The sequence below is a fragment of the Allobosea sp. 05T439 genome (assembly GCF_056396005.1).
This window is the reverse complement of the sequence record NZ_JBFTKP010000034.1, coordinates 39114-65356: the sequence shown is the minus strand read 5'-3', so window position 1 is coordinate 65356 and position 26243 is coordinate 39114. Positions and strand designations below refer to the sequence as shown.

The window sequence follows — 26243 nt, the reverse complement described above, 5'->3', positions numbered from 1 at the left end:
CCGGGGAGATCTCAGGGCGAGGCCGCGTAGCCAGCCAGGCTGGACGGTGTCGGCCAATGTGGATCGCCACGCGACCGCGCGATCAGAGCGGCCGAACGATGATCTGCGCCAAAATCCAGTTGACTGAGACGGCCCCGTTACCGAAGTCCAGAACCTGGGCGGATGATGAAAGTTACGCCGGGTTAACCATAATTTGACGAATCCCGGGTCACGATCCTCTCCGAGAGCCAACGCAGCTTGGCTGAGGATCGGCGTTCATGAGTCCTGCCCGTATCATCATCCTGGTCGTCGCGCTCGTGGCGGGGCTTGGCGCAGCATTGCTGATCCAACGCCCCAAGGCGACGCCGGCACCGGTGACACGCTATGAGCCGGCACCGACGGTTCCGGTGCTGGTCGCGGCTGCCGATATCCCGGTTGGCAATACGCTGGCTGCCGGCGATATGCGCTGGATCGACTGGCCGGCTGACAGTGTTCCGGCGGGGGTCATCCGCAGGACCGAGGCGCCCGAGGCCGAAACGGAATTGGCCGGGCAGTTGGCGCGCTTCGCGGTCTCGGGTGGCGAACCGATCCGCCGCGAGAAGCTGATCAAGACCGACGGTACCGGATTCCTCTCGGCAGTTCTGCCGGCGGGCAAAAGGGCAACCGCGATCGGTACCGATAGCCGCGGAGCCAATACGGCGGGTGGCTTCATCCTGCCGAACGACCGGGTCGACGTCATCCGCACCCACCAGGAGGGAGGCGGCGGCAACGCGAACAGCGGCGCCGAGAGCTTCATCAGCGAAACGATCCTGACCAATGTCCGGGTGCTGGCGATCGGTCAGAATATCCAGGAACGCAACGGCGAGAAGGTCGTCATCGGCGAGACGGCGACGCTCGAACTCGAACCGCGTCAGGTAGAGATCGTCGCTCAGGCGCAGCGCAACGGCACGCTTTCGCTTGCATTGCGCAGTCTCAAGGACGCTGGCGATGCCGGGCGCCCGGACACCGAAGGCGGCCTGACCCTCGTGCGCTACGGCGTCACCAGCAAAAGCGTGAAGCCATGATACCCAAGCGCATTTTTCTCTCCGTCGCGGGGTCGGCGCTGGCAATGCTGCTCGGTCTGCCGGCCATGGCCCAGTCGACCGGGCCTGCCCCGGTTCTGAATGTCGGCTCCAGCGAGCATGCCATTGCCCGCAAGCTCTCGCTCTCGATCGGTCGTTCACTGATCGTCGAATTGCCGCGTGACGCCAAGGAAGTCTTCGTCGCCAACCCCAAGGTCGCCAACGCGGTCGTGCGCTCGGCGCGCAAGCTTTTCATCATCGGCATCGCCGATGGTTCGACCTCGATGTTCGTGATCGATTCCGAGGGCCGCCAGATTTCCGCGCTTGAGATCGAAGTCGGGCGGGATCTCAACGTGCTGCGCCAGACGCTGCGTGCGGCGATGCCCAGGGCCCAGATCGAGGTCAAGCCAGCCGGCAACTCCATCCTCCTGCTCGGCAACGTCGCCAATGCGTCGGAAGCGACCCAGGCAGTCGACATCGCGAACGCCTTCGTCGGGACAGCCTCCGGCATCTTCTCCTCGTCCAAGGGCGCCGTGATCAACTCTTTGACGATCCGCGATCGCGATCAGGTGATGGTCAAGGTCGTGATCTCCGAGGTTTCGCGCAAGGCGATCAAGCAGCTTGGCATCAACTCGTCCGGCGAATGGAAGCTCGGCAATTTCTCGATCACCCCGTCGATCGAGAACCCGCTTCCCCTGCAACCGCAGTCCCTGGCGGCGACGGCGATCGGAGCCGGAATCGGGAACTCAACCAATTTCACCTTGCGTGCGCTTGAGCGCGCGGGCCTCGCCCGTGTTCTGGCGGAACCCATGGTCACGGCGATTTCCGGGGAGAGCGCCAAATTCACGGCCGGTGGCGATGTCCCCGTGCCCAACGGCTACACCTGCGATGCAGCAGGCATCTGCACGCTCGGCATCGTCTATAAGCCGGTCGGCGTTTCCTTGAACTTCACTCCGATTGTCCTGTCCGACAACAAGATCAGCATGCGCATTGCCACCGAAGTCACGGAACTCGATTTCGAGAACCAGCTCCGGCTCAGCAATACGAGCAATGCAGCGCGCGGCACCAATACCCGCGAATCGGTGAACGCCCCCGCTTTCCGGGTGCGCAAGTCCGACACCACTGTCGAACTGCCATCGGGTGGGACCCTCGCGACGGCCGGGTTGATCCAGCGCGTCTCGAAGCAGTCGATTAACGGCTTCCCCGGGCTGATGAACCTGCCGGTGATCGGCGTGCTCTTCCGCTCGCGCGACTACCAGCGCGAGGAGACCGAGCTGATGATTACGGTCACGCCCTATATCGCCAAGCCGATGGAGCCGAACCAGGTCCAGCGCCCGGATGACGGCTTCGTCGATGCCCATGATGCGCAGGCCGTGCTGCTTGGCCGGCTGAACAAGATCTATGGCACCAATAGCGGGCCGTTGCCCCAGGCCTATAGGGGCCGGGTCGGCTTCATTGCCGACTGAGGGTGCTCTCATGAACGTGCAAGGGATGGCTCGGGCCATGACAGATCGAGGACAGCAGCGGATGGGCCACTGGCCTCTGGCCGCCGTTCTGGCCGCCGGCGTTGCTCTTGGAGCCTGCGCGTCGAAGACCGACACAACTGGGTCGATCAGCGCCAGCGATCTGCGCGAGCGGCACCCGATCGTGCTGCGAGACGCGCCACGTTCGCTTGATGTCTTCATCGTGCGGGCCGGTGCGGGCCTCGATCGCCGTCAGGCCGAGGACGTCACCAGTTTCGCCGCGGACTATCGGCGCAGTGGGCGTGGCGGACTCGTCGCCCAGGTGCCAACCGGCGGTGGCCGGGAGATGGCAACCCATGGCACGCTCGAAGCGATCCGCAGGGCCCTGGCGCAAGGCGGCGTGCCGCCCGGATCACTCTCGGTCAGGACCTATCCGATCGCGGACCCGAACCTCGCCTCGCCCATTCGCCTGACATTTGCCTCGCTACAGGCGGGCCTGCCGCATTCCTGCGGACAATGGACGCAGGATGCGGGCGTCTCCGACTGGAAACTGGATATGGCGAACGAGCCGCTCTGGAATTTCGGCTGTTCCAGCCAGGCCACATTGGCGGCGCAGGTCGCCGATCCGATCGACCTCGTCCGCGGCCGAACCGAGGGCCGCGCCGATATCGTCAAGCGCATGAACGCGATTGGCAAGCTGCGCGAGGGCAAGGACCCCTCGACCCAGTACCGGCAGGAAACGCCGCAGATCAACCAGTCGGTCGGAGGCCGCTGATGGATCCGGCGCAGAATTTCGAAGCCCAGACGGCGAGCAGTGCCGGTGACGAGGTCATCGCGCCGCTGCCGCGAATCACGCTGCAGGCCTTTTGCGAAACACCTGCCATCGCTGCTGCCATGCAGACTGCGACCACTGACCGGCGCATGGAGAAAACCCATTCGCGCGTCCAGATGGGGGGACCCGCGGCCGCAGTCGAGGCGTTCCGCACCGCGCCCACGCCCAATGTCATCGTGCTCGAAACAGTGTCCGACGGTTCCACGCTCGTCGGCCATCTCGATGCCCTGGCCCAGAGCTGTGATGCCGGCACGAAAGTTATCGTCATCGGGCATGTCAACGATGTCCAGCTCTACCGTGATCTGATCCGCCGTGGTGTCAGCGATTACCTGATCGCTCCGCTCGAGCCGCTCGACATCCTGCGCACCCTGTCCGAGCTCTATGTCGCGCCCGGCGCTCGCAATCTCGGGCGCATCGTCGCCGTCATGGGCGCCAAGGGCGGGGTCGGGGCCTCGACAGTGGCGCATAACGTCGCCTGGGCGATGGCGCGTAATCTCGACGCATCGACCGTGATCGTCGATCTCGACATCGCTTTCGGCACGGCGGGGCTCGATTTCAATCAGGATCCCCCGCAGGGCATCGCGGAGGCGGTGTTCGCGCCTGAGCGGCTTGATGCCAACATGCTTGATCGACTGCTCTCGCGCTGCAGCGACAATCTCGCCTTACTGGCGGCGCCGGCGATGCTGGATCGGACACTCGACTTGCAGGAGGACGCGTTCGAGCAGCTCTTCGATCTGTTGCGCGCCAGCGTACCCTGCGTGGTTCTCGATGTGCCGCATCTCTGGAGCGGCTGGGTCAGGCGCTGCCTGATCGGTGCAGACGAGGTCATGATTGTTGCCGGACCCGAACTCGCCTCGCTGCGGAACGCCAAGAACCTGATCGATCTGGCTCGGGCCAGCCGCCCGAATGATTCGCCGCCGCGTCTGGTGCTCAATCAGGTCGGCTTGCCCAAGCGGCCCGAGATCGACGCGGGGGAATTCGCCAAKGCCTTGGGTGTCGAGGTGCTCGTCGCGATTCCCTTCGACGCGCAGGTCTTCGGCACGGCTGCAAATAACGGGCAGATGGTTGCGGAGGTCCAGGCCGGCGGCAAGATCAACGAGGCCTTCATTCATATTGCCAGCACCCTGACCGGCCGCGGTGAGGCTAGGCGCGGAAAGCGCAGCCTGCTTGAGCCGTTGGTCGCCAAGCTCAAGCGTCGCAGGGCCTGAGCCGTGAAGGTTTTGTGCGCTGTTGCCTGCTCGCTGCGACCGGCCCGCCGGCCGCATCGTGGCGCGAAGGGGGGGTGACATGTTCGGAAAGCGATCCTCGAACGCTGCGACGACGCAGCCGCTGAATGCGAAGGTCTCGGGCCCGGCTTCGGCTGCGCGCCTGCTCGAACCGTCCGCGCCCTTGCCCGATATGCGTCGCCAGGTGCCGGCAGTGCCCGTGGCTCCGGTCGAAACACCGAAGTCCGACGATTATTATCAGATGAAGAGCATGATCTTCGGGGCGCTGATCGAGGCGATCGACCTCTCTCAGCTCGCGAAGCTCGATGGTGAATCGGCGCGGGAGGAAATCCGCGACATCATCAACGAGATCATCTCGCTCAAGAACGTCGTGCTCTCCATCGCCGAGCAGGAAGAACTGCTCGACGATATCTGCAACGACGTGCTCGGCTACGGCCCGCTGGAGCCGCTGCTGGCGCGGGACGATATCGCCGATATCATGGTGAACGGAGCCTCGCGCACCTTCATCGAGACCGGCGGCAAGATCCAGCTGACCAACATCCGTTTTCGCGACAACGCGCAGCTGATGAACATCTGTCAGCGCATCGTCAGCCAGGTTGGCCGGCGTGTCGACGAGTCCTCTCCGATCTGCGACGCTCGCCTTGCCGACGGTTCTCGCGTCAACGTGATCGCGCCGCCACTGGCGATCGACGGCCCCGCCCTCACCATCCGCAAGTTCAAGAAGGACAAGCTGACGCTGGATCAGCTTGTCCGCTTTGGCGCGATCTCTCCGCCTGGTGCGGAAATCCTCAAGATCATCGGCAAGGTGCGCTGCAACATCGTGATTTCCGGCGGTACGGGCTCCGGCAAGACCACTCTGCTGAACTGCCTGACCAACTACATCGAGCATGACGAGCGGGTCATCACCTGCGAGGACGCCGCCGAACTGCAGCTCCAGCAGCCGCATGTCGTGCGCCTCGAGACGCGTCCTCCCAATCTCGAGGGCACCGGCGCGGTCACCATGCGAGACCTCGTCAAGAACTGCCTGCGCATGCGGCCCGAGCGGATCATCGTTGGCGAGGTGCGTGGCCCGGAGGCGTTCGACCTGCTGCAGGCAATGAATACCGGCCATGACGGATCGATGGGGACGCTCCACGCCAATACGCCGCGCGAATGCCTGAGCCGTATCGAATCCATGATCACCATGGGTGGGTTCAGCCTGCCTTCGAAGACATTGCGGGAGATGATCTGCTCCTCGGTCGATGTCGTCATTCAGGCCCAGCGCATGCGCGACGGCTCGCGCCGGATCACCCATATCACCGAGGTGATGGGGATGGAGGGCGACGTCATCATCACCCAGGACCTGATGAATTATGAGGTGCTCGGCGAGGATGCGGCGGGCAAGCTGATCGGGCGGCACCGCTCGACCGGCATCGGTCGGCCGCGCTTCTGGGAGCGCGCCCGCTATTTCGGTGAGGAGCAGCGGCTTGCCACGGCGATCGATCAACTCGCCGTCCAGGACGAAGCCAATGCTGCGTGATCGCGGCTATGGGCGGATCTGAGCCATGGATCTGAGTGTCATTGCGGTTGTCGTGTTGGCGACCTTTGCGGCAGGCGGCGTAGTCTACGCGCTGTTCTATCCGTCGTTGAGCGGACAGACCCGGGTGGAGAAGCGCCGCAAGGAATTCGCAGCCCCGGTCGCTGTCCGGACGGTTGATCGCGAAGCCCAGGCGCGGCAGAAGCGCGGCCAGATCGCCCAGAGCCTCAAGGACATCGAAACCCGCGAGAACGCCCGTAACAAGGTCACGCTCGAACTCCTACTGCTGCAGGCGGGGCTGAGTTGGGATCGCCGCAAGTTCTACATCATCAGCGCCGTATCTGGCGTGGTCGTCGGCTTTCTGTTTTTCCTGGCAACGGCCAATCTGCTGCTGCTGCTGGCCGGTCTGTTCATTGGCGGCTTCGGCCTGCCGCGCTGGCTTCTGTCGCGGGCCCGGACGAAGCGACTGAAGAAGTTCGGCAACGAATTTCCGAATGCGCTCGACATCATCGTGCGCGGCATCAAGTCAGGCTTGCCGCTCAACGACTGCCTGCGGATCATCGCTGCTGAAGCCGTCGAGCCCGTCCGGACGGAATTCCGGCTGATCATCGAAAGTCAGACACTGGGGTTGCCGCTGACCGAGGCTGCCGCCAAACTCTTCGAGCGTATGCCCTGCGCCGAGGCCAATTTCTTCGGCATCGTGCTGGCGATCCAGCAGAAGACGGGTGGCAATCTCGCGGAGACCCTCGGCAATCTGTCGAAGGTCATTCGCGAACGTCGCAAGATGCGCGACAAGATCCAGGCGGTGTCGATGGAGGCAAAGGCCTCGGCAGCGATTATCGGCTCCTTGCCGCCGGTTGTTGCGACCCTCGTATACCTGACCGCCCCCAGATATATCGAGCTTCTTTGGCTCACCCAGATCGGCAAGGTCGCGCTCGTCGCCTGTGGCGTCTGGATGCTGATCGGCGTCATGACGATGCGCAAGATGATCAATTTCGACATTTGAGGCTGCGGGAATGATTGCCCTCATCGCCGACAAGCTCGCTGACAGCCAGTTCCTGGTCGCGTTGCTCGCCGCCGTCGCCGCAGCCGCGACGGTCCTGACGTTGGCGATGCCTTTGGTCGAGGGCAACGACCTCAACAAGCGCATGAAGAATGTTGCGGTCGAGCGCGACAAGATCCGGGCGCGCGAGCGGGACCGCCTGAATCGGCAGAAGGACAAGGTCTCGCTGCGCCAGGAACCCAAGGCGTTCATGCGGCGCATTGTCGATCAGTTCAAGCTGGGCGACTGGCTCGGGACTGAAACGGCGAAGAAGCAACTTGCAATGGCAGGTTATCGCGGCCCACAGGCCGAGATTGGCTTCCTGTTCTTCCGTCTGGTGACGCCGATCGGTCTCTTCCTGTTCACGCTCTTCTACGTCTTCTTTATCAAGGATTTTGGCCAGCCGCCCCTGATCCGGTTCGGCATGGGGATCGGCGGAGCCTATCTTGGCATCAAGGCACCGGAGATCTTTCTCTCAAACCAGATCTCGAAGCGTCAGGCGTCGATGCGGCAGGCCTTTCCCGATGCGCTCGACCTGTTGCTGATCTGTGTCGAGGCGGGCATGTCGATCGAACATGCTTTTCGCAAGGTCTCGAACGAGATTGGCGGCCAGTCGGTTCCTCTCGCCGAGGAATTTGCGCTCTGCACGGCTGAGCTCTCCTACCTCGCCGAAAGACGCCAGGCCTATGAGAACCTTGCGGTCCGCACCGGGCTCGAGGGAGTGAAGTCGGTCTCGACCGCACTGGTTCAGGCTGAGCGCTACGGCACGCCGCTCGGTACTGCGCTGCGCACGTTGGCACAGGAAAGCCGCGACCAGCGCATGTCGGCAGCGGAGAAGAAGGCTGCGGCCCTGCCGCCAATGCTGACGGTTCCGATGATCCTGTTCTTCCTGCCTGTGCTCTTCGTCGTGATCATGGTCCCGGCGATCATTCAGGTGATGGGGCTGAAATAGCCTCGTCCGTTCGACCGGCGAGCCGCCACGCGCATATTGGCGCTGGGCAATGACACGCGGCGGATGCTGCAGATTCCTCCCGGCGGCTCATAGGCTCGTGGTTGGACGCCCCGCCGAGGTGACCGGCGGGCTATCCCTGTGGGATAGACCGATCCGCTTGCTCAGGCTGCGCTGATGCCGCTGTCTTTGCCTTGCTGCCGCCGCCCTTGAGCATGTTCCAGCTATTGGGCTGGCTCACGCTGCGCTTGAGATAGGCGATGGTCGCCGCTGCTTCGGCCGGGCTCTGGTCCTGCTGTGCAAGCGTTTCCGCTTCGCCAAACCTGCCCTGCAGGCCGAGCACCAGCACGAGATTCTGCCGGATTCGTGCGTCAGCACGATTTGAGTTTGCAGCATCGCGCAGCACGCGCTCGGCCTCCGGCAGGCGCTTCGATAGTGCGAGCGACAGGCCGAGATTGGACATCACCGTGGGCTCGCCGGGAGCGAGCTTGAGGGCAGTCTCATAGATCTGCTGGGCGCGGGCATGTTCGCCAAGCTGGTCGGCGACGGTGCCCTGCGCCGACAGGATGCGCCAGTCCGGACGCTCGGGCGAATGGGCACGCGAGAGTACCTCGTCCGCCTCCTTGTAGCGGCCGTTATCGGCCAGCGAACGGCCATAGGCACCGAGCATCTCGCGATCGTCGTTGTGTATCAGGACAGCGTTCTGCAGAACGGCGAGAGCCTGGGCGTTCTGGTCGAGCGCCCGCAGCGCACGGGCGTAATAGAAGGCGGAGTTCCGGTCCTTCTGGTTCGCGTCGTAGCGCTTGCCCCATTGGTCGGCCTCAGTGCGCCATTCGGCTGGCCCGCGTGGCTGGGTCGGGGCGGAGCGGCCGATGGAGCCGGTAATGTCGCCGATCCCGCCGCGGCTTTGGCAGCCGGCCAAGGCGAGCGAGGCAAGGCAGACGGCGGCCAACAGCCTGCCGCGGGAGGCCGCAGACGAAGAAAACGGGACTGCGGAGAAGCAGCGGGACATGGGCCAGATTGCCTTGCCACGAGAGAGAACTGGTCCGTCCGGTGGTAAAACGTTAACCCTAATGGTTCCTTAACTGACCTCATCGATCGCCCTCTCGAACAGGTTCCTTCAGCCGTGCACAGCCTGCTTCTTGCCACTGCACCGTCCGCCGTCCCGGTTCATCTCGTCTCGAAGGCGGGCTGGCCGGCACTCATTGAGCGCCTCGCGCCGGAGGCCGCGCGCTTTGCGAAGGCCCATGGCTTCGCCGCGCGTCCCGGGCAGCATGTCGTGCTGCCGGATGGGCTGGGCGCTGTCAGCGCGGTGCTCCTTGGTGTCGAGGGGGCATCGGCGCGCCGACGCGACCCATTTGCTCCCGGCCGGCTCGCCGCGGTCCTGCCGGAGGGCGATTATCGTCTGGAGGGCGAGATCGATGATTTCGGCCTTGCGGCGCTGGGTTGGCTGCTCCAGTCCTATCGTTTCGAGCGCTACCGCAAGCCGCAGCCGGTCCGCGCTCGGTTGGTATTGCCCGAGGGCGTGGATGGTGTGGAGCTGAGCGCGCTCGCCGAGGCGGTCGCCTTTGCCCGCGATCTCGTCAATACGCCGGCAAGCGACATGGGGCCCGCTGAGATCGAGGCCGCGATCCGTCAGCTCGGGCAGGATCTTGGTGCGAGCGTCACCAGCCAGGTCGGGGACGATCTGCTCGAGCACAACTTTCCGATGATCCATGCCGTGGGCCGGGCGTCGCCGCGCGCTCCGCGCCTGATCGACCTTGTCTGGGGCAATCCGGCCGATCCCAAGGTGACGCTCGTCGGCAAGGGGGTGGCGTTCGATACGGGCGGGCTCAACCTCAAGACAGATGCCGGCATGCTGCTGATGAAGAAGGACATGGGCGGTGCCGCGGCCGCGGCTGCCGCTGCGCGCATGATCATGCAGGCGAAGCTTCCGGTACGGCTGCGCCTCCTTGTGCCCGCCGTCGAGAATGCCGTTTCCGGTGCATCGTTCCGCCCGGGCGATGTGCTCCGGAGCCGCAAGGGGCTGACGGTCGAAATCGGCAACACCGACGCCGAAGGCCGGCTCATCCTGGCCGATGCGTTGGCCTTGGCGGATGAGGAAGCCCCGGAGCTGCTGATCGACTATGCGACGCTGACCGGTGCCGCCCGCGTTGCGCTCGGTCCCGAGCTGCCACCCTTCTACACCCATGATGAAGGGCTCGCGGTCGAAATCTCCCGGTTGGGGCAGGCGGTAAACGACCCGGTCTGGCGCATGCCGCTCTGGCCGCCCTATGACGGGCTGCTCGATTCCAAGATCGCCGACGTCAACCACGTCTCCGGGGGCTCGTTTGCCGGCTCCGTCACGGCTGCGCTCTTCCTCAATCGTTTCGTCGAGAAGACACAGTCCTACGCGCATTTCGATATCTATGCCTGGAACCCATCGTCGAAGCCCGGCCGCCCCGAGGGCGGCGAATGCCAAGCCGCGCGTTTGACCTATGCATTGGTCAAGCAGCTCTATCCGAAGGTCCAGGGATGAAGCCCGGCGATCTCCGCGCGGCATGCCATCGATAGTCGGCGGTTAAGTCTGTTCGACGAGAGCGATTGCAGCCGCAGCTTGGCGCGATAATGATACGGACCCGTAACGATCGGGGTTCGTATCAGTCATGGCGTTGGAGATCAGGCCTTCGCAGGCGCTCAGGCTCTGGCGGCAGGTGCATCTCGATCTGGTGCATGACGGTCAGGCGGACCTCTCGGCCCGCCAGACCGCGATCCTGCTGACGATCTATCTCGAGTTGCCACCGCATACCGTGCGCGGCCTTGCTCAGCAGCTCGGCGTCACCAAGCCCGTGATTACCCGCGCGCTCGACACGATGGGCAAGCTCGGCCTCGTCACGCGCAGGCGCGACGAGTTCGACCGGCGCAATGTCGTGATCCAGCGGACCGTGGCGGGGGCCCTCGCTGTCGAACGGCTTGCCGACCTGGTGGTGCAACGGGCGCGTGATCTCGGGCCGGGCTGAGCAAAGGCGTCTTCGCTCATGAGCAGGCTCCGGCTATGGTGCCCGCATGAACACGATTCTCGACCGTCGCCTGACCCCGGCCCGCCCTGACCTCGCCGCCCGGCATCTGATCGGCCAGGTCGAGGCGCGCGCCTTTGCCGATCCCGTCACCATGCGCGTCGTTGCCCCTTCCGCACCGGTTCGGCGTGAGCCGCGTCCCGATGCCCCGCTCGATACCGAGGCACTCGCGGGCGAGGTCGTGCAGGTTTACGAGCAGCATGAGGGCTGGGCCTGGGGCCAGCTCGGCGCTGATGGCTATGTCGGCTATTTGCCGGACGATGCGCTGCGTGCCGATGTGCCCGCGCCGACGCACTGCGTTCGTGCATTGCGGACCTTCGTCTATCCCGGAGCCTCGATCAAACTGCCGCCGCTTGCCGCGCTGTCTCTGGGTGCCGGCCTGGCCGTTGCTGGCGAGAGCGGCAATTTTCTCGTACTCGCGGATGGCGGCCATGTCTGGCGCACGCATCTCGCGGAATTCAGCGAGGGCGAGACCGATTTCGTCGCCGTTGCCGAGCGCTTCGAGCATGTCCCCTATCTCTGGGGCGGCAAGACAAGCCTCGGTCTCGATTGCTCCGGCCTTACTCAGTTGGCTCTGGCTGCGGCCAGGATCGCCTCGCCGCGTGATTCCGACATGCTGGAAGCGGCGATAGGCGAGCCAATCGCCTTCGACGAGAGCCTCCTCGGCCTGAAGCGCGGGGACCTCGTTTTCTGGAAGGGGCATGTCGGCATCATGACCGATGCCGAGACGCTGCTGCACGCCAATGGCTATACGATGACGGTCCATCGCGAGCCGTTGCGCACCGCTCGCGACCGGATCCTAGACAAGAGCTTCGGCGCCATCACCAGCATCCGGCGGATTGCTGGCGCTTAGATCATCGGAGCGGAAATCGTATCCGGTCCGATGATCTAAGTCTTTGTGTTCGCATCGGTTTTACCGAAAATCGCAATCCACTTTTCGGGCTGATGCTTTAATCCAGCGCTTTCAGCCGATAGAGTGCGTCAAGCGCAGCGCGTGGCGTCATCTCGTCGAGATCGAGCGCGGCGAGCGCTTCGCGCAATACGTCCGGGCCAGGTTCGGCCGCCGCAACTGGTGCAGGAGGCCGGGCCGGCGCCGCAAAGAGCGGCAGATCATCGACGAGCGAGGCGACAGGCTTCTCGCGCTCCGTCTTCTCCAGCTCTCCGAGAATGGCGCGGGCCCGCTCGACCACGGCCGGCGGCAGGCCGGCAAGCTTGGCGACCTGGATGCCATAGGAGCGGTCGGCGGCACCGGGCACGACCTCATGCAGAAAGACGACCTCGCCATTCCACTCTGTCACGCGCACAGTGGCATTGGTGACGCGGGCCAGCCGGTCTCCAAGCGCTGTCAGCTCGTGATAATGAGTCGCGAACAACGACCGGCAGCGATTGATCTCGTGCAGGTTCTCGATGGCGGCCCAGGCGATCGACAGGCCGTCGAAGGTCGCCGTGCCGCGGCCGATCTCGTCGAGAATGACGAGCGCGCGCGGCCCGGCCTGATTCAGGATCGCGGCGGTCTCGACCATTTCGACCATGAAGGTCGAGCGCCCCCTGGCGAGATCGTMGGCGGCGCCGACGCGTGAGAACAGCCGGTCGACAATGCCGATATGGGCGCTGGCGGCGGGCACATAGGAGCCCATCTGCGCCAGCACGGCGATCAGTGCGTTCTGCCGCAGGAAAGTCGATTTACCCGCCATGTTCGGGCCGGTGATGAGGCAGATGCGTCCGCCGGTGCCGGCTCCGCCAAGAGCCGAGAGCTCGCTGTCATTGGCGACGAAGGGTTTTCCGTCGCGCTTCAGTGCGGCTTCGACAACCGGGTGGCGCCCCCCCTTGATGGTGAAATCGGCGCCGTCATCGACGAGGGGCCTCGTCCAGTTTTCGTTGGCCGCGAGTGCCGCAAGGGCTGCGGCAACATCGATCTCGGCGAGAGCGAGCGCCGCCGCCTTCACGGGCTCGGCTTCGTCGAGAACGGCGGCATTGAGCGAGGCGAAGACTGAGAGTTCGAGCTTCAGCGCGCGGTCGGCGGCTGAGGCGATCTTCGATTCGAGCTCGCCGAGCTCGACCGAGGAGAAGCGCATCGCGTCCGACATGGTCTGACGGTGGACGAAGGTGGCGCGCCAGGGCTCCCTCAGGAAGTCCTCGCCGGCGGCCTGCGGCACCTCGACGAAATAGCCGAGCATGGAATTATGCTTGATCCGCAGGGTGCGGCAGCCGGTTTCGGCCGCATAGCGCGCCTGGAGCTGGGCAATGACCTTTCGCGAATCGACCTGGAGCAGCCTGAGTTCGTCGAGGGCCGGGTCATAGCCGTCGCGCACGAAGCGTCCGTCGCGGCGGTTGAGCGGCAGATCGTCGGCCAGCGCCTCGGTCAACCGGGCGGGCAGGGCCGGGTCGGTTGCGGCCAGCGTTCGGGCGGCCTGGGTCAGGGCTTCCGGCAGAGTGTCTTGGTCGGCGAGCGACTGCGCGATCACCCGTGCCGCACTCAGGCCTGCGCCCAGCGCCGCCAGGTCGCGCGGACCGCCGCGATCGAGCGAGAGCCGGGCGAGGGCGCGGGCGATATCCGGCACGTGGTCGAGCTCTCCGCGCAGGGTCTCGCGCAGGGGCGCATCGTTCAGCAGCGCCTCGACGGCGTCGTGCCGCATGGCGATCGCCGCCGGCTCGGTCAACGGCCCGGCAAGCCGCTCCGCCAGCAGCCGCGCTCCGCCGGGGGTCACCGTCCGGTCGATGCTGGAGAGAAGGCTGCCGGTTCGCTCGCCCGAAAGCGTGCGCGTCAGCTCGAGATTGGCGCGTGTCGCAGCGTCGATCAGCATGGTCGCGCTGCCGGAATCGCGTACGGGTGGCGACAGGGGTGGGCGCGCGCCGAACTGGGTCCGCTCGACATAGGCCAGCGCTGCGCCTGCGGCTGCAATCTCGGCGCGGCTGAAGGCGCCGAAGGCATCCAGAGTGGCTACGCCGAAGAACTCCTTGAGTCGGCGCTCGGCCGAAGCCGCATCGAGGCCCTCGCGAGCCAGTGGGGTCACCGGCACTGTGAGTTCGCGCCAGAATTCCTTCAGCTCGGGGTCGTCGTGGATCGCCTCCGGGCAAACGATCTCGCGCGGCTCAAGCCGGGCGAACTCGACGGCGAGCCGCTCCGGCGGGGCCTCCATGACCGAGAAACGTCCTGTCGAGATGTCGACCGACGCGAGGCCGTAGAGCGCGCTCGAATCGCTGAGCTTGCGGCGTGCAACCGCGACCAGAAGGCTGGCGCGGCCGGGTTCCAGCAATCGCTCTTCGGTGATGGTGCCGGGCGTCACCAGTCGCACGACGTCACGCTGGACCACGGATTTGCCGCCGCGCTTCTTGGCTTCAGCGGGGTCTTCGGTCTGCTCGCAGACGGCGACACGGTGTCCGGCGGCGATCAGGCGCTGGAGATAGTCATCGGCGCGGTCGACCGGCACACCGCACATCGGGATGTCCTCACCGAGATGCTTGCCGCGCTTGGTCAGCACGATGCCGAGCGTGCGCGAGGCGATCTCGGCGTCCCGGAAGAACAGCTCGTAGAAATCGCCCATCCGGTAGAACAGCAGGCAATCGGGATTGGCCGCTTTGATCTCGACATATTGCGCCATCATCGGCGTGACGCGGCCGGCGTCGACCGCGGCCGCAGCCTTCGGGACTGAACTCGCTGCTTCGGTAAGGCTCGGGGATTCTGGAATGTCGCGGCGCATGGCTGGCGGACGCTATCAAAAACCACGCGCGCCGCCATCCGTTAGCGAGACTTTCAACAATTGAAAGCACGGTCATTTCATCATTCCGGCCCAAGGCCCGTTCATGCTGCTTCTGATCAGTCTCGTCGAAAGCCTTTCGTTCCTGCTGCTTGCGGCGTTGATCCTGACCATTGCGGCCCCGTTGATCGAGGGGCGGCCCTGGCTGCGCCAATGCTGTGTCGGAGTCCTGTTTTCGATCGGCGGCCTACTCAGCATGGCGCATCCCTTTGTGCTCCAGCCCGGCATCGCCATTGATTCCCGCAATGTCTTCGCCATTCTGGCCGGGCCGGTTGGAGGGCCCCTGGCCGCCGCTGTCACTGCTGTTTCGCTTGCCGCCATGCGTTACGCCAATGGCGGGGCCGGTATGCCGACCGGGGTTGCGGGAATCGTGCTGCACGCCCTTGCCGGTGTCGCCTACGCCGCCTGGCTGGGTCGGCGCAGGCGCCCGCTGGCGTTCCGCGATCTTGCGGCGCTGAGCCTGGTCGGGGCCGGTTGCCTGCTCGCCTCGGCGGTCTTCATGCCGAGCTGGGTTGTCGCCGAGCGGTTTCTCCGCGAGGCCGTGCCGGCCATGATTGCCGTCAGTGCTGCGGGCACGATGCTCGTTGGCCTCGTCATCAATAATGATCGTGAGCGGCGCGAGAATTCCTACAGGCTACGGACATTGATCCAGCGGGCGCCGGGCACGCTCTATCAACGCATCCTTCATCCCGCGGGTGGGACGAGCTATCGGTTCGCCTCCTTCTCCATAGACAAGTCGCTTGGCATTGCCAGGGAAGAGGTCGAGCGCGACCCGGAGATCTGGCTCGGCAGGATGCTGCCCGAGGACCGGGAGCGGTTCGAGCAGCTGCGGGCGGCGCCGGAAGGGGCCGCCACGCTCTGGCGTTTTGAGGCGCGCTACCGCGGCGCGGGCGGATCGATCGTCTGGCTGCGCAGCGAATCGACGCGGCGCAAGATGGCGGATGGCTCTGTGGTCTGGGACGGCATCCTGCTCGACATTACCGACGAGAAGACTCTGGAAGCGCGCCAGCAGACCCTGGAGGAACAACGCAAGGCAGCCTTGACCGAACTTGCCGGTGACCTCGAGGTCACCGTGGGGCAGGCCTTGCGGCAGGTTGGCGCTTCGGTGCGCGATATGCACCAGGCTGCGAGCCAGATGGCTGAGAACGCCAATAGCACGGCACTGCGCGCCGTCGATGTGACGCACCAGGCCGAGAATGCCTCCCAGCGCGTMGGCAGCGTCGCGGTCGCCGCCGAGGAGATCGATGCCTCGATCCGCGAGCTGACGCGCCAGACCTTGCACGCCGACGACACCGCGCGCGAGGCGGCAAGCTATGTCCGCTCCACGCGCCGCGATGTTTCCGGTCTCACCGAGGCTGCCGACAAGGTCAGCTCCGTGCTCGCCTTCATCGAGGACATCGCCTCCCGGACCAATCTGCTCGCGCTCAATGCCACGATCGAGGCGGCGCGTGCCGGGGCGGCAGGGCGCGGGTTTGCCGTCGTTGCCGGGGAGGTGAAGAACCTTGCGGAGCAGACGCAGAAGGCGACGCGCGACATCGCCGACACGCTGCAGGATATCCGCTCTGCCGCCTCCACCGCTTCAGATGCGATCGCGCGGATCGAAGGCACGATGAGCGCGATCGAGCAGACCTCCAGCGCCATTGCCGAGGTCGTCGGTCGGCAGGCCGGGATCGTCTCCGGCATCGCCTCGGACGCGGTGCTTGTCGCCGGCAGCACCAATGCGGTCAGTGAGAGTGTCGGCAGCGTCGGCGGCGAGGCCCGGATGACCGGCGAGAGCGCCATTCAGGTGGTGGAGGCTGCGCGCCAGGTCAGCGAGCAGACGGTTGCGCTCGATCGCTATGTCGGTGATTTCGTCCGCAGCGTTCGGGGCAGGCTCTGAAGTCGGCGACCGCCCTTCATTCTTGCGTCATCGTCATCAGCCCTGATCCGCAATCGCGCCTTGTGGAGCGGCTGCCGGCTGACCTAATGTCGGTACCCTTCAGGAAACGCTCACAAAAAGAACAGTCGCATGAACGATAGCCCGCCGACCAAACGCGCCCGCCCGACCTTCACCGATCAGGAGGCGTTGCTGTTCCACTCGCAGGGGCGGCCGGGCAAGCTCGAGATCGTGCCGACCAAGCCGATGGCGACCCAGCGAGACCTCTCGCTGGCCTATTCGCCGGGCGTTGCGGTGCCGGTGCTGGCGATCGCGGAAGATCCGTCGCGGGCCTATGACTACACCACCCGTTCGAATCTCGTGGCGGTGATCACCAACGGAACGGCGATCCTCGGTCTCGGCAATCTTGGCGCGCTTGCCTCCAAGCCGGTGATGGAAGGCAAGGCGGTGCTGTTCAAGCGCTTCGCCGATGTCGACTCGATCGATCTCGAGGTCGACACCGAAGACGCCGACGCCTTCATCAATGCGGTGCGCTATCTCGGACCGTCTTTCGGCGGCATCAATCTCGAGGACATCAAGGCGCCGGAATGCTTCATCATCGAAGAGCGCCTGCGCGAATTGATGGATATTCCGGTCTTTCATGACGACCAGCACGGCACTGCGATCATCGCCGCCGCCGGCCTGATCAATGCGCTCGATCTGACTGGCCGCGACGTCAAGACGACCAGGCTCGTCGTCAATGGCGCGGGCGCTGCCGCCATCGCCTGCACCGAGTTGCTCAAGGCGATGGGCTTCAAGCCCGACAACGTCATCCTCTGCGACACCAAGGGCGTGATCTATCAGGGCCGCACGGAGGGCATGAACCAGTGGAAGTCGGCGCATGCAGCCATCACCGACCGGCGCACGCTCGCCCAGGCGATGGAGGGCGCCGACGCCTTCTTCGGCCTCAGCCAGAAGGGTGCGGTGACGTCGGACATGGTTCGCTCCATGGCTCCGAACCCGATCATCTTCGCCATGGCCAATCCCGACCCGGAGATCACGCCGGAAGAGGTCGCAGCAGTGCGTGACGACGCCATCATGGCGACGGGTCGCTCGGATTATCCGAACCAGGTCAACAACGTCCTCGGCTTTCCCTTCATCTTCCGTGGCGCACTCGATGTCCGCGCCACCACGATCAACATGGAGATGAAGATCGCCGCTGCCGAGGCTCTTGCCTCGCTCGCACGCGAGGATGTGCCGGACGAGGTGGCAGCCGCCTACCAGGGTGCGCGCCCGCGCTACGGCAAGGACTATATCATCCCGGTCCCGTTCGATCCGCGTCTGATCCATGTCGTGCCGATGGCTGTCGCCAAGGCCGCGATGGAAACAGGCGTTGCCGGCAAACCGATTGTCGATACCGGCGCCTACAAGGCGCAGCTCTCGGCGCGGCGCGATCCGGTCGCGGGCACGCTGAACCGCATCTTTGAGCGGGTTCGCCGCTACCCCAAGCGCGTCGTCTTCGCCGAGGGCGAGGAGGAGCAGGTCATTCGCGCCGCGACCTCCTTCGTCAATCAAGGACTGGGCCACGCCATTCTGGTCGGCCGCGAGGACCGGATCAGCGAAACCGCGACCTTCCTCGGTGTCGACCTTGAAGCCAAGGGCATCGAGATCCAGAACGCGCGGCTCTCGCATCGAAACACCGCCTATGCCCAGTATGTCTATGAGCGCCTGCAGCGGCATGGCTACCTGTTCCGCGACTGCCAGCGCCTGATCAACCAGGATCGCAACCATTTCGCTGCTGCGATGGTGGCGCTCGGCGATGCCGACGCGATGGTGACGGGCGTCACCCGCAACTACTCGATCGCCCTGGAGGAGGTCCGGCGTGTCATCGACGACAAGCCGGGGCACCGGCTGATCGGCGTCTCCGTCGTGATCTCTCGCGGCCGCACGGTGCTTGTCGCCGACACGGCGATCACGGAGATGCCTTCGGCGCGGGAACTGTCTGAAATCGCCATCGAGGCAGCAGGTGTGGCGCGGCGTCTCGGCTATGAGCCGAAGGTTGCAATGCTCGCTTTTTCGACCTTCGGCCATCCGGCGGGCGAGCGCTCCGAGAAGGTGCGCGAGGCGGTCAAGATCCTCGATGGGCAGCGCGTCGATTTCGAATATGACGGCGAGATGGCGGCCGATGTCGCGCTCAATCGCGACGTGATGAGCCAGTACCCGTTCTGTCGCCTGACCGCGCCGGCCAATGTGCTTGTCATGCCGGCGTTCCACTCGGCGTCGATCTCGACCAAGATGCTGCAGGAACTCGGAGGCTCGACCGTGATCGGTCCGCTGATCGTCGGTCTCGACAAGCCGGTGCAGATCGTGCCGCTCGGCGCCAAGGATTCCGACATCGTTAACATGGCGGCGCTGGCAGCCTTCAATATCGGCGGCTAAGCGCGCTCGGCAATCCAGCGCCCCCGGTGCTGGATTGCGTCGCGGCCTCTTGGCGATGACGGCCAGGAGTTCGGGACGCCTTCTTCCTGCGGGTCTCGGCCGTCCTCCTGGCCGGGGCCGAGCGTTCGGGGTCCGGCCTTTGGTGCGGCCGCTCGCAATCGGTATGCTCCGGCCCGAACAGGTCTTGTTGCCGCCGCCGCTCTCATTCGTGCGCCTGGCCTCGCGCCTTTGCTTGTCGGTGCAGGCGGATTTGTTGCCGTGCGGCATGGCTCCATCGCAGGTTTCTCGGTGGGGCAACTCACTGTTCCAGATCGGGTTCGAGCCGGGCGCCGGCGCAGTTCGAAGGCTGGGCCAGTCCTGAAATTGCCACGGATAGCGCAGAATCTGCGCTCTCGGGCCTTCTTCTGCTCAACCCAACTTGGAACGGGACTCGTCCGTCGATGCCGGATGAGTTCGCTCGACCGGGAGGACGTGATGCGTGAACCCGATATGCAAAAACTTGACGCCCTGATCGGCAATCTCGTGGGCGATGTCGGCGCCTCCGTTTCGGGCGCGCTTGTTGTGCTCGGGGACAGACTTGGGCTCTTCAAGGCGATGGCGGATGGAGAGCCCGTCAGCCCGCAGATGCTCGCGCAAAGGACCGGCTTGAAGGAACGCTATTTGCGGGAGTGGCTGTCAGCGCAGGCGGCCGCCGGCTATGTGGCCTATGACGAGGGCGAAGACCGCTTCAGCCTGACCGCGGAACAGGCGATGGTCTTCGCCGAGGACGACAGTCCCGCCTTTTTCGCGGGCGCCTTCGAAATCGTCCAGTCGATGTGGATCGATGAACCCAAGGTTGCGGAAGCGTTCCGGACCGGCAAGGGCTTAGGCTGGCATGAGCACAGCAACTGCCTGTTTCGCGGCACCGAGCGCTTCTTCCGGCCCGGGTACAACAGCCACCTTGTGGCAGACTGGCTCCCGGCACTGGACGGCGTGCAGGAGCGCCTGGAGGAGGGCGCCGTCGTTGCCGATGTCGGCTGCGGCCATGGCGCTTCGACCATTCTGATGGCCTTGGCCTATCCCAAGTCCACCTTTACGGGCTTCGACTATCACGGGCCCTCGATAGAACGCGCGCGCGTCGCGGCGGAGGAAGCCGGTGTCGCCGAACGCGTGTTCTTCGCACAGGCCAGCGCGAAGGACTTTCCAGGTCGGTCCTGGGATCTCGTCGCCATGTTCGACTGCCTGCACGACATGGGCGATCCCGTCGGTGCAGGCAGGCACGTCAAGGAGACCTTGGGCCCGAACGGCACCTGGATGATCGTCGAGCCCTTTGCGCATGATAGCCTGAAGGACAATCTCAACCCGGTAGGCCGGATCTATTATGGCGCCTCGACGTTGATCTGCACGCCGGCCTCCCTGTCTCAGGAGGTGGGCCTCGGGCTTGGCGCCCAGGCCGGCGAGATGCGCCTTCGCAAGGTTGTGCTCGATGCCGGATTCTCGCATTTCCGACGTGCGACCGAGACCCCGTTCAACATGGTCTTCGAGGTTCGGGCCTGAGAGAGCCCCCCGCCGGCGTTTCAGCCGGTGGCCGTCGCCGCGTCATAGGCATCCTGCAGCATCAAGCGGCAGGCTTCCGCCTGGTCCCGTGCCGAGGGGAGGGTGATGTACTGGGTGATCTCGGCAAGGTCGCGCAGCGCGACGTCGACGGCCGTCAGAAGGTCGATGTCCAGCGGTTCCGGCATGGTGAGCGGCTGTACGGGTAAGCGGAACTGGAGGATCTGGCCCATTGGGAACTCTAACTGACGGCGAATCGTGCCGTCAGTTTCGTTCCGCAGGGTCAGTAAGACGTTAACGCCGAAGCGGAATGTGACGGGAACAGCGTCCTGCCCGAAATCCGTGGCCGCGCTCGCTCTACGCAGTTCAATCATTGTTGAACTACTTGCAAGGATGCTGAAGTATCCAGGCCCCGCGCTGGACTAGTCGATGAGGCCGCAGTCGCGCCGAAATGCTCCCCGGGAAATGATCCCGCGCACTCTGCTTAAAGCGTTCTTTACAGATTTTGGTGATTTGATGGGAAATGCACGGCTCTGCCGTGCAGCCTGTCCGCCAGCCCTTGCCTGCAAGGGCTCCTTCTTCTTGGCCGCAACCACGCGCGAGCGTGTCGCGTTGATAACAAAAAATATAATGCGTCGGGGCGCAGTTCGATGAAGTCCATCCGTATCAAGATCCTGACCATGCTGCTCATTGTTGCAGCGGCCGCGCTCATTTCGGCAGTGCTGAGTTTCTATGCACTCTCGAAGGCGGATAGTCTGAACGAACGCGCAAGCAACCAGGGCGACATCGCCTTGCTGACGGAGCGGCTCAACGGGCACGTAACGGGTGTCGTGATGGAGTCGCGCGGCATCTACATGGCCAAGAACGCGCAGGAGATCGAGCAATACGGCAAGGGGATGGAAGATCGCTTCCCGCAGATGCGGCAGCTCGTCGAACGGCTGAAGGCGCTTTCCCCGGCGAGCGAACAGGAACGTGTTTCTCAGATCGAGAAGGCGGTCGCGGATTTTATCACCTATCGGACTGAAACCGTTCGTATCGGGCGGCAGGTTTCGGCCGCTGCGGCCAATGCGCAGGGCAATACCGATCTGAACCGGGCGAACCGGAAGGCCGTGAACGATCTCCTGGTCGCATTCGGTAAGCGCAACGAGGATGCCGGAAACGTGCTCGGCGACGAGGCGGCAGCCTTCACGAAGCAGGCCAGGCTGGTTCTGCCGCTGGTGCTGCTCGTGACCCTGGTGGGTGCGCTCGGTGCGGCATTGATCTTCGCGCAGCGCTCGGTCACCTCGCCGATCCTCGCCCTCAGTGCTGTCATGGAGCGCCTGACCGCCGGCGATACCAAGGTCGATGTGCCGCATGTCGCCCGTCAGGACGAGATCGGCACCATGGCCCGCGCCGTCTCGGTGTTGCGTGAAAGCACCGAGCAAGTCGCCGCACTGCAGGCGGAGGAGCGCGCAAGTGCGGAGCGTCGCCTGCGTCAGGCCGAGTCGATGGCCTCGGTCGTGTCGGATGTCGGCGAGGTCGTTGCGGCTGCTGCGTCCGGTGACTTCTCGGCGCGGCTCGCCATCGATGGCGCTGACGAACAAATGCAGAAGCTGATCAGCGGCATCAACGAGATCAACGCGGTGGTTGATTCTGCCACGACCGAGTTCGCGAAGGTGTTGCAGGCTGTTGCCTCCGGTGACCTGACGAACCGAGTCGATACCACTTATCGCGGTMGCTTCGCCGATCTGAAGGGCGCGATCAACGAGACCGTCGATCGCCTGTCCTCGACCGTGCGCACAATCCAGGTGACCGCCGGCGATGTCGGTCTGGCGTCCCGCGAGATCAACACGGGCGCCGACGACCTGTCGAAGCGCACCGAGGAGCAGGCGTCTTCGCTCGAGGAGACCGCCGCGACGACCGAGGAGCTTGCTGCTTCGGTCAAGGCTTCGGCCCAGTCTTCGAAACAGGCCGCGACGATCGCCGAGGACGCGATGCGAGCTGCGCAGTCGGGCGGCGAGATTGCCGGCAGGGCCGTCGAGGCCATGGCGCGCATCGAAAGCGCTTCGAAGAAGATCTCCGACATTATCCGCGTGATCGACGATATTGCCTTCCAGACCAATCTGCTCGCGCTCAACGCGGCGGTCGAGGCGGCGCGAGCCGGAGATGCCGGCAAGGGGTTTGCGGTCGTTGCGTCGGAAGTGCGTACCCTGGCGCAGCGCTCAGGCGCCGCCGCCAAGGACATCTCGGGGCTGATCTCCTCCTCGAATGCAGAGGTCACCGAGGGCGTCGAACTCGTGCGTCAGGCCGGTGCGGCCCTGACCGAAATCCTCGATGCGTCGCAGAAGGTCGCTGCCACCATCGCCGAGATCTCGACCGCGTCCGGCGAACAGGCCAATGGCATCGACGAGATGAGCCAGGCTGTCGCGCATCTCGACGAAATGACCCAGCAGAACGCGGCTTTGGCCGAGCAGAGTGCTGCCTCCGCTGCGTCGCTGACGTCGCGGATCGGCCAGCTCAACGACCTCGTTGCGGCCTTCCGGACTGGGCCGGAGCAGGGACGGCCGATGGCCGCCCCGATCGCGGCCGCTGCCGTCACCCAGATGGCGCCCCGCCCCGCGCGCCTTGCGACCAGGGCAGCGTCCTACGCGCCGCCCGCGTTGCGCGCCTCCGATGTCGAGGCGATCGATGCAGGAGGCCCTGAGCCCGAGCGCCTGCGCCAGCTTGCCGAGGCGGCCTTCGCACAGACCAAGGCTGCGCCGAAGCGCCCCGTCATGCCGGCCAAGAAGGTCGTCAACGGCCGCGCGTCCGATGCGGGCTGGGAAGAGTTCTAAGCCTGCCGCCTAGGGGCACGATACACGTCAAATGAAGAGGCCACCGGGTTCGCCCGGTGGCCTTTTCGTATCAGCGGAGAGACGTGGCCTGTGCGAGGCTGCTCAGGCCCATTCGCCCTGGCGGAAGACTGCGACGCGGCTGCCATCGGCATGCACACCGTCGATATCGACCTGGTTCGAGCCGATCATCCAGTCGATATGGATGAAGCTCTTGTTGCCGCCTTGCGCCGCGATCTGCTCGGGCGTGAGCCTGGCGCCATCGACGAAACATTTCGAATAGCACTGGCCGAGCGCGATATGGCAGGAGGCGTTCTCGTCGAAGAGCGTATTGTAGAACAGGACGCCACTCTGCGAGATCGGCGAGGAATGCGGCACCAACGCCACTTCGCCGAGGCGACGCGCACCCTCATCGGTGTCGAGAACCTTGTTCAGCACCTCCTCACCACGCGTGGCCCTGGCCTCGACGATACGCCCTTCTTCAAAGCGCACCGAGATGCCATCGATTAGCGTGCCCTGATGCGAGAGCGGCTTGGTACTGACGACATGGCCGGAGACCCGCCTTGCATGCGGCGTGGTGAAGACCTCTTCGGTCGGGATGTTGGCATTGCAGGTCACGCCGTTTTTGGCAGTCGAGGCGCCGCCCTGCCACTCATGGCCGTCGGCAAGCCCGATCGTCAGGTTCGTGCCCGGCCCGGAAAAGTGCAGCGAATGGAAGTTCTGCCCGTTCAGCCACTGCGTCCGGCTGCGGAGCGTCGCATTATGCGCAGCCCAGGCCGAAATGGGGTCGGCACGGTCAACCCGTGAGGCAGCGAATATCGCCTCGGCCAGCTTGGCGACAGCGATGTCCTCTGCCTCGTCCGGGAAGACCTGGCGGGCCCAGGACGCGGTCGGATAGGCCAGGATATTCCAGTTGATCTCGAAGCCGGCGATTTTCTCGAGAGCGGGCTGATAGGCGATCGAATTGGCCTTGTTGGCGCGCGCGACCTTGGCTGGATCCTGCCCTGAGAGCAGCATCGGGTTATCGCCAACGATGGCGAGGCGCGCGGTGTTGGCGGCAAAGGCTTTGCCGACGCCTTCATAGAGCCAGCCCGGCGCCCGGTCGAAGCTTGCATCCGGGGCATGGCGATAGCGTGAGAGCGTTACCTCCTCATCMGCCAGCATCGGCGTCACGAGCCCGGCACCGGCCTTGTAGGCGTGCTCGGCGATCCGCCGGACCAGTGGCAGGGCGGCGACCGGCGCGGTCAGGAACAGATCCTGCCCGGCCTCGAGATTCAGGCCGACCTTGACGGCGACTTCGGCGAGCCTGTCGAGCTTGGCCGGATCGATCGATGCCAGGATATTCGGCTGATGCGTGGTCATGGAATACGGCCTCTCATGCTTGGCAAATCCCTGATCGGCATCATGCAGCCGATCAGGGCGTCTTTGCGGTTTGGCAACAAGAACATCGCCCACTTGGTCAGGTGCAATGGGCTAAGGCATCGGCCCGAAAAGTGGATTGCGGTTTTCGGGAAAGCCGATGCAAATGCAGAGGCTGGATCCTCGGATCGGATACGATATCGGGTCCGAGGATCTAGCCGAGCAAATTGCGCAGCGTGCGCATGAAGGCGCGCGAACCGGGCTCGATCAGGGCATCGGGAAAATCGAAATCCGGGTTGTGCAGCTGCGGCGAGTTTTTGCCCGAGCCTAGGATGAACATCGCCGATTTCGCCTGGCGGCCGAACAGGCCGAAATCCTCGGAGCCGCGCGAGGGCGAGCCCTCACCGTGCCGCAGCTTCTCGTCATCGAAGGCCTTGCGCAGGAGCGCCACCGCCTCGGCATCGTTTTCGCAGTGATGGAAGACGTCGTGATAGCTCAGCTCGATGCCAAGACCCGATGCTTCAGCCGCTTCGCGCACCAGCGCTTCGGCCCGTGTGCAAAGCGCGCCCATTTGCGCATCGTTCAGCGTGCGCAGCGTCGCCCAAATTTCGGCCCGGCCGGGTGCGATGCCAAAGGCAGCTTCGCCGATTGCAGCGTGGGTCACGGTGACGAGCGCATAGGCCGCGTCGAGTGGACCGCCGGGGCCGAGCGCCGTCAATGCCGGCATCAGCCGGGCTACCGCCGCAACCGGGGAGATGCCGTGTTCCGGCATGGAGGCATGCGAGGTCTTGCCAGTCAGCACGATCTGCAGTCCGCGCGAGGCGCAGTTTGCCGGACCTTCGGAGAGGGTGATGTAGCCCAATGGCAGGCCGGGTTTATTGTGCAGCGAGAATGCGTAATCCGGCGCGATTTCTGCGAATTTCGGATCGGCGATGACGGCGGCGGCACCTGCGCCGTTCTCCTCTGCCGGCTGGAACAGCAGCACCGCGCGGCCGCGCTGCGGCCGTTGGCGGCCGAGCCCGCGTGAGAGCGCAGCGACCATGGTCATGTGCCCGTCATGGCCGCAGGCATGGGATTTGCCCGGCACCTGGGAGCGATGGGGGCTCTCGGAGATTTCCTCGATCGGCAGGGCGTCGAGTTCGCAGCGAACCATCACTGTCGGCCCCGGCTCGCGCCCTTCATAAATAGCCGCGACGCCGTGGCCGCCGAGCCCGGTCACGATACGGTCCGGCTCGCTCGGGGCAAGGAAGGCAACCACTGCCTTCGCCGTCTCCTGCTCCTCGCCCGATATCTCGGGAGAGCGGTGCAACTGCTGCCGCCAGGCGACAAGCTCGACCATGTCGGAGTTGGTGAGAAACATTCCGC

General features: G+C 64.8%; 19 protein-coding genes. 14 read left to right on the top strand and 5 right to left on the bottom strand.

The window, feature by feature from the left end:
• Nucleotides 1-257 precede the first annotated feature (257 nt).
• The 7 genes from cpaB (at nucleotide 258) to AC1DIO_RS27495 (ending at nucleotide 8071) form a co-directional block, all read left to right on the top strand.
• Nucleotides 258-1043 (top strand): Flp pilus assembly protein CpaB, encoded by a 786-nt coding sequence (gene cpaB, locus AC1DIO_RS27525; RefSeq protein ID WP_441504923.1) that lies wholly within the window; start codon nucleotides 258-260, stop codon nucleotides 1041-1043.
• Entirely contained in the window at nucleotides 1040-2506 is a 1467-nt protein-coding gene (locus AC1DIO_RS27520; RefSeq protein WP_441504922.1) for a type II and III secretion system protein family protein, read from the top strand. Before cpaB ends, AC1DIO_RS27520 begins: the two co-directional genes overlap by 4 nt.
• A gap of 61 nt (nucleotides 2507-2567) precedes the next feature.
• Nucleotides 2568-3278, top strand: a complete 711-nt coding sequence (locus AC1DIO_RS27515; RefSeq protein ID WP_441504921.1) for a CpaD family pilus assembly protein — start codon at nucleotides 2568-2570, stop codon at nucleotides 3276-3278.
• Nucleotides 3278-4543, top strand: coding sequence for a CpaE/TadZ family protein (locus AC1DIO_RS27510; protein ID WP_476854388.1), 1266 nt, complete (start codon nucleotides 3278-3280; stop codon nucleotides 4541-4543). The genes AC1DIO_RS27515 and AC1DIO_RS27510 overlap by 1 nt, the downstream gene beginning before the upstream one ends.
• Before the next feature lie 79 nt (nucleotides 4544-4622).
• Complete coding sequence (locus AC1DIO_RS27505) at nucleotides 4623-6080, top strand: CpaF family protein (RefSeq protein ID WP_476854387.1); 1458 nt, start codon at nucleotides 4623-4625, stop codon at nucleotides 6078-6080.
• A gap of 25 nt (nucleotides 6081-6105) precedes the next feature.
• Nucleotides 6106-7083, top strand: a complete 978-nt coding sequence (locus tag AC1DIO_RS27500; protein WP_441504918.1) for a type II secretion system F family protein — start codon at nucleotides 6106-6108, stop codon at nucleotides 7081-7083.
• Between the two features lie 10 nt (nucleotides 7084-7093).
• Nucleotides 7094-8071 carry a type II secretion system F family protein gene (locus AC1DIO_RS27495; protein WP_441504917.1) on the top strand — a complete coding sequence of 326 codons (978 nt, stop codon included), beginning with the start codon at nucleotides 7094-7096 and terminating at the stop codon, nucleotides 8069-8071.
• A 130-nt stretch (nucleotides 8072-8201) separates the two neighbouring features.
• Here the strand turns inward: AC1DIO_RS27495 and AC1DIO_RS27490 are convergent, their stop codons facing one another.
• Nucleotides 8202-9020 (bottom strand): tetratricopeptide repeat protein, encoded by an 819-nt coding sequence (locus AC1DIO_RS27490; protein ID WP_441504916.1) that lies wholly within the window; start codon nucleotides 9018-9020, stop codon nucleotides 8202-8204.
• 174 nt (nucleotides 9021-9194) lie between these two features.
• Between AC1DIO_RS27490 and AC1DIO_RS27485 the strand changes: the two genes are divergently transcribed.
• The 3 genes from AC1DIO_RS27485 (at nucleotide 9195) to AC1DIO_RS27475 (ending at nucleotide 11977) form a co-directional block, all read left to right on the top strand.
• Nucleotides 9195-10586: a leucyl aminopeptidase family protein gene (locus tag AC1DIO_RS27485; RefSeq protein WP_441504915.1), complete on the top strand. Its 1392-nt coding sequence runs from the start codon at nucleotides 9195-9197 to the stop codon at nucleotides 10584-10586.
• A gap of 127 nt (nucleotides 10587-10713) precedes the next feature.
• Nucleotides 10714-11067 carry a MarR family transcriptional regulator gene (locus AC1DIO_RS27480; protein ID WP_069878324.1) on the top strand — a complete coding sequence of 118 codons (354 nt, stop codon included), beginning with the start codon at nucleotides 10714-10716 and terminating at the stop codon, nucleotides 11065-11067.
• 46 nt (nucleotides 11068-11113) lie between these two features.
• Nucleotides 11114-11977 carry a C40 family peptidase gene (locus tag AC1DIO_RS27475; RefSeq protein WP_441504914.1) on the top strand — a complete coding sequence of 288 codons (864 nt, stop codon included), beginning with the start codon at nucleotides 11114-11116 and terminating at the stop codon, nucleotides 11975-11977.
• A gap of 97 nt (nucleotides 11978-12074) precedes the next feature.
• On the opposite strand, the gene mutS is transcribed toward AC1DIO_RS27475, so the two are convergent.
• Nucleotides 12075-14825 (bottom strand): DNA mismatch repair protein MutS, encoded by a 2751-nt coding sequence (gene mutS, locus AC1DIO_RS27470; RefSeq protein WP_476854386.1) that lies wholly within the window; start codon nucleotides 14823-14825, stop codon nucleotides 12075-12077.
• A 103-nt stretch (nucleotides 14826-14928) separates the two neighbouring features.
• Between mutS and AC1DIO_RS27465 the strand changes: the two genes are divergently transcribed.
• The 3 genes from AC1DIO_RS27465 to AC1DIO_RS27455 all read left to right on the top strand — a co-directional run bounded on the left by AC1DIO_RS27465 (nucleotide 14929) and on the right by AC1DIO_RS27455 (nucleotide 20712).
• Nucleotides 14929-16761: a methyl-accepting chemotaxis protein gene (locus tag AC1DIO_RS27465; RefSeq protein ID WP_441504912.1), complete on the top strand. Its 1833-nt coding sequence runs from the start codon at nucleotides 14929-14931 to the stop codon at nucleotides 16759-16761.
• 129 nt (nucleotides 16762-16890) lie between these two features.
• Entirely contained in the window at nucleotides 16891-19176 is a 2286-nt protein-coding gene (locus AC1DIO_RS27460) for an NADP-dependent malic enzyme (protein WP_441504911.1), read from the top strand.
• A gap of 474 nt (nucleotides 19177-19650) precedes the next feature.
• On the top strand, nucleotides 19651-20712 hold the full coding sequence (locus AC1DIO_RS27455; protein ID WP_441504910.1) for a class I SAM-dependent methyltransferase: 1062 nt from the start codon (nucleotides 19651-19653) through the stop codon (nucleotides 20710-20712).
• A 20-nt stretch (nucleotides 20713-20732) separates the two neighbouring features.
• On the opposite strand, the gene AC1DIO_RS27450 is transcribed toward AC1DIO_RS27455, so the two are convergent.
• Entirely contained in the window at nucleotides 20733-21083 is a 351-nt protein-coding gene (locus AC1DIO_RS27450) for a hypothetical protein (protein WP_441490631.1), read from the bottom strand.
• A 276-nt stretch (nucleotides 21084-21359) separates the two neighbouring features.
• Between AC1DIO_RS27450 and AC1DIO_RS27445 the strand changes: the two genes are divergently transcribed.
• Nucleotides 21360-23522, top strand: coding sequence for a methyl-accepting chemotaxis protein (locus AC1DIO_RS27445; RefSeq protein WP_476854385.1), 2163 nt, complete (start codon nucleotides 21360-21362; stop codon nucleotides 23520-23522).
• Nucleotides 23523-23624: 102 nt separating this feature from the next.
• Here AC1DIO_RS27445 and AC1DIO_RS27440 read toward each other — a convergent pair whose 3' ends face one another.
• A complete protein-coding gene (locus AC1DIO_RS27440) occupies nucleotides 23625-24881 on the bottom strand; it encodes an aminopeptidase (protein WP_441504908.1) in 1257 nt (418 codons plus the stop codon).
• A gap of 211 nt (nucleotides 24882-25092) precedes the next feature.
• Nucleotides 25093-26238: an amidohydrolase gene (locus AC1DIO_RS27435; RefSeq protein WP_441504907.1), complete on the bottom strand. Its 1146-nt coding sequence runs from the start codon at nucleotides 26236-26238 to the stop codon at nucleotides 25093-25095.
• Nucleotides 26239-26243 lie beyond the last annotated feature (5 nt).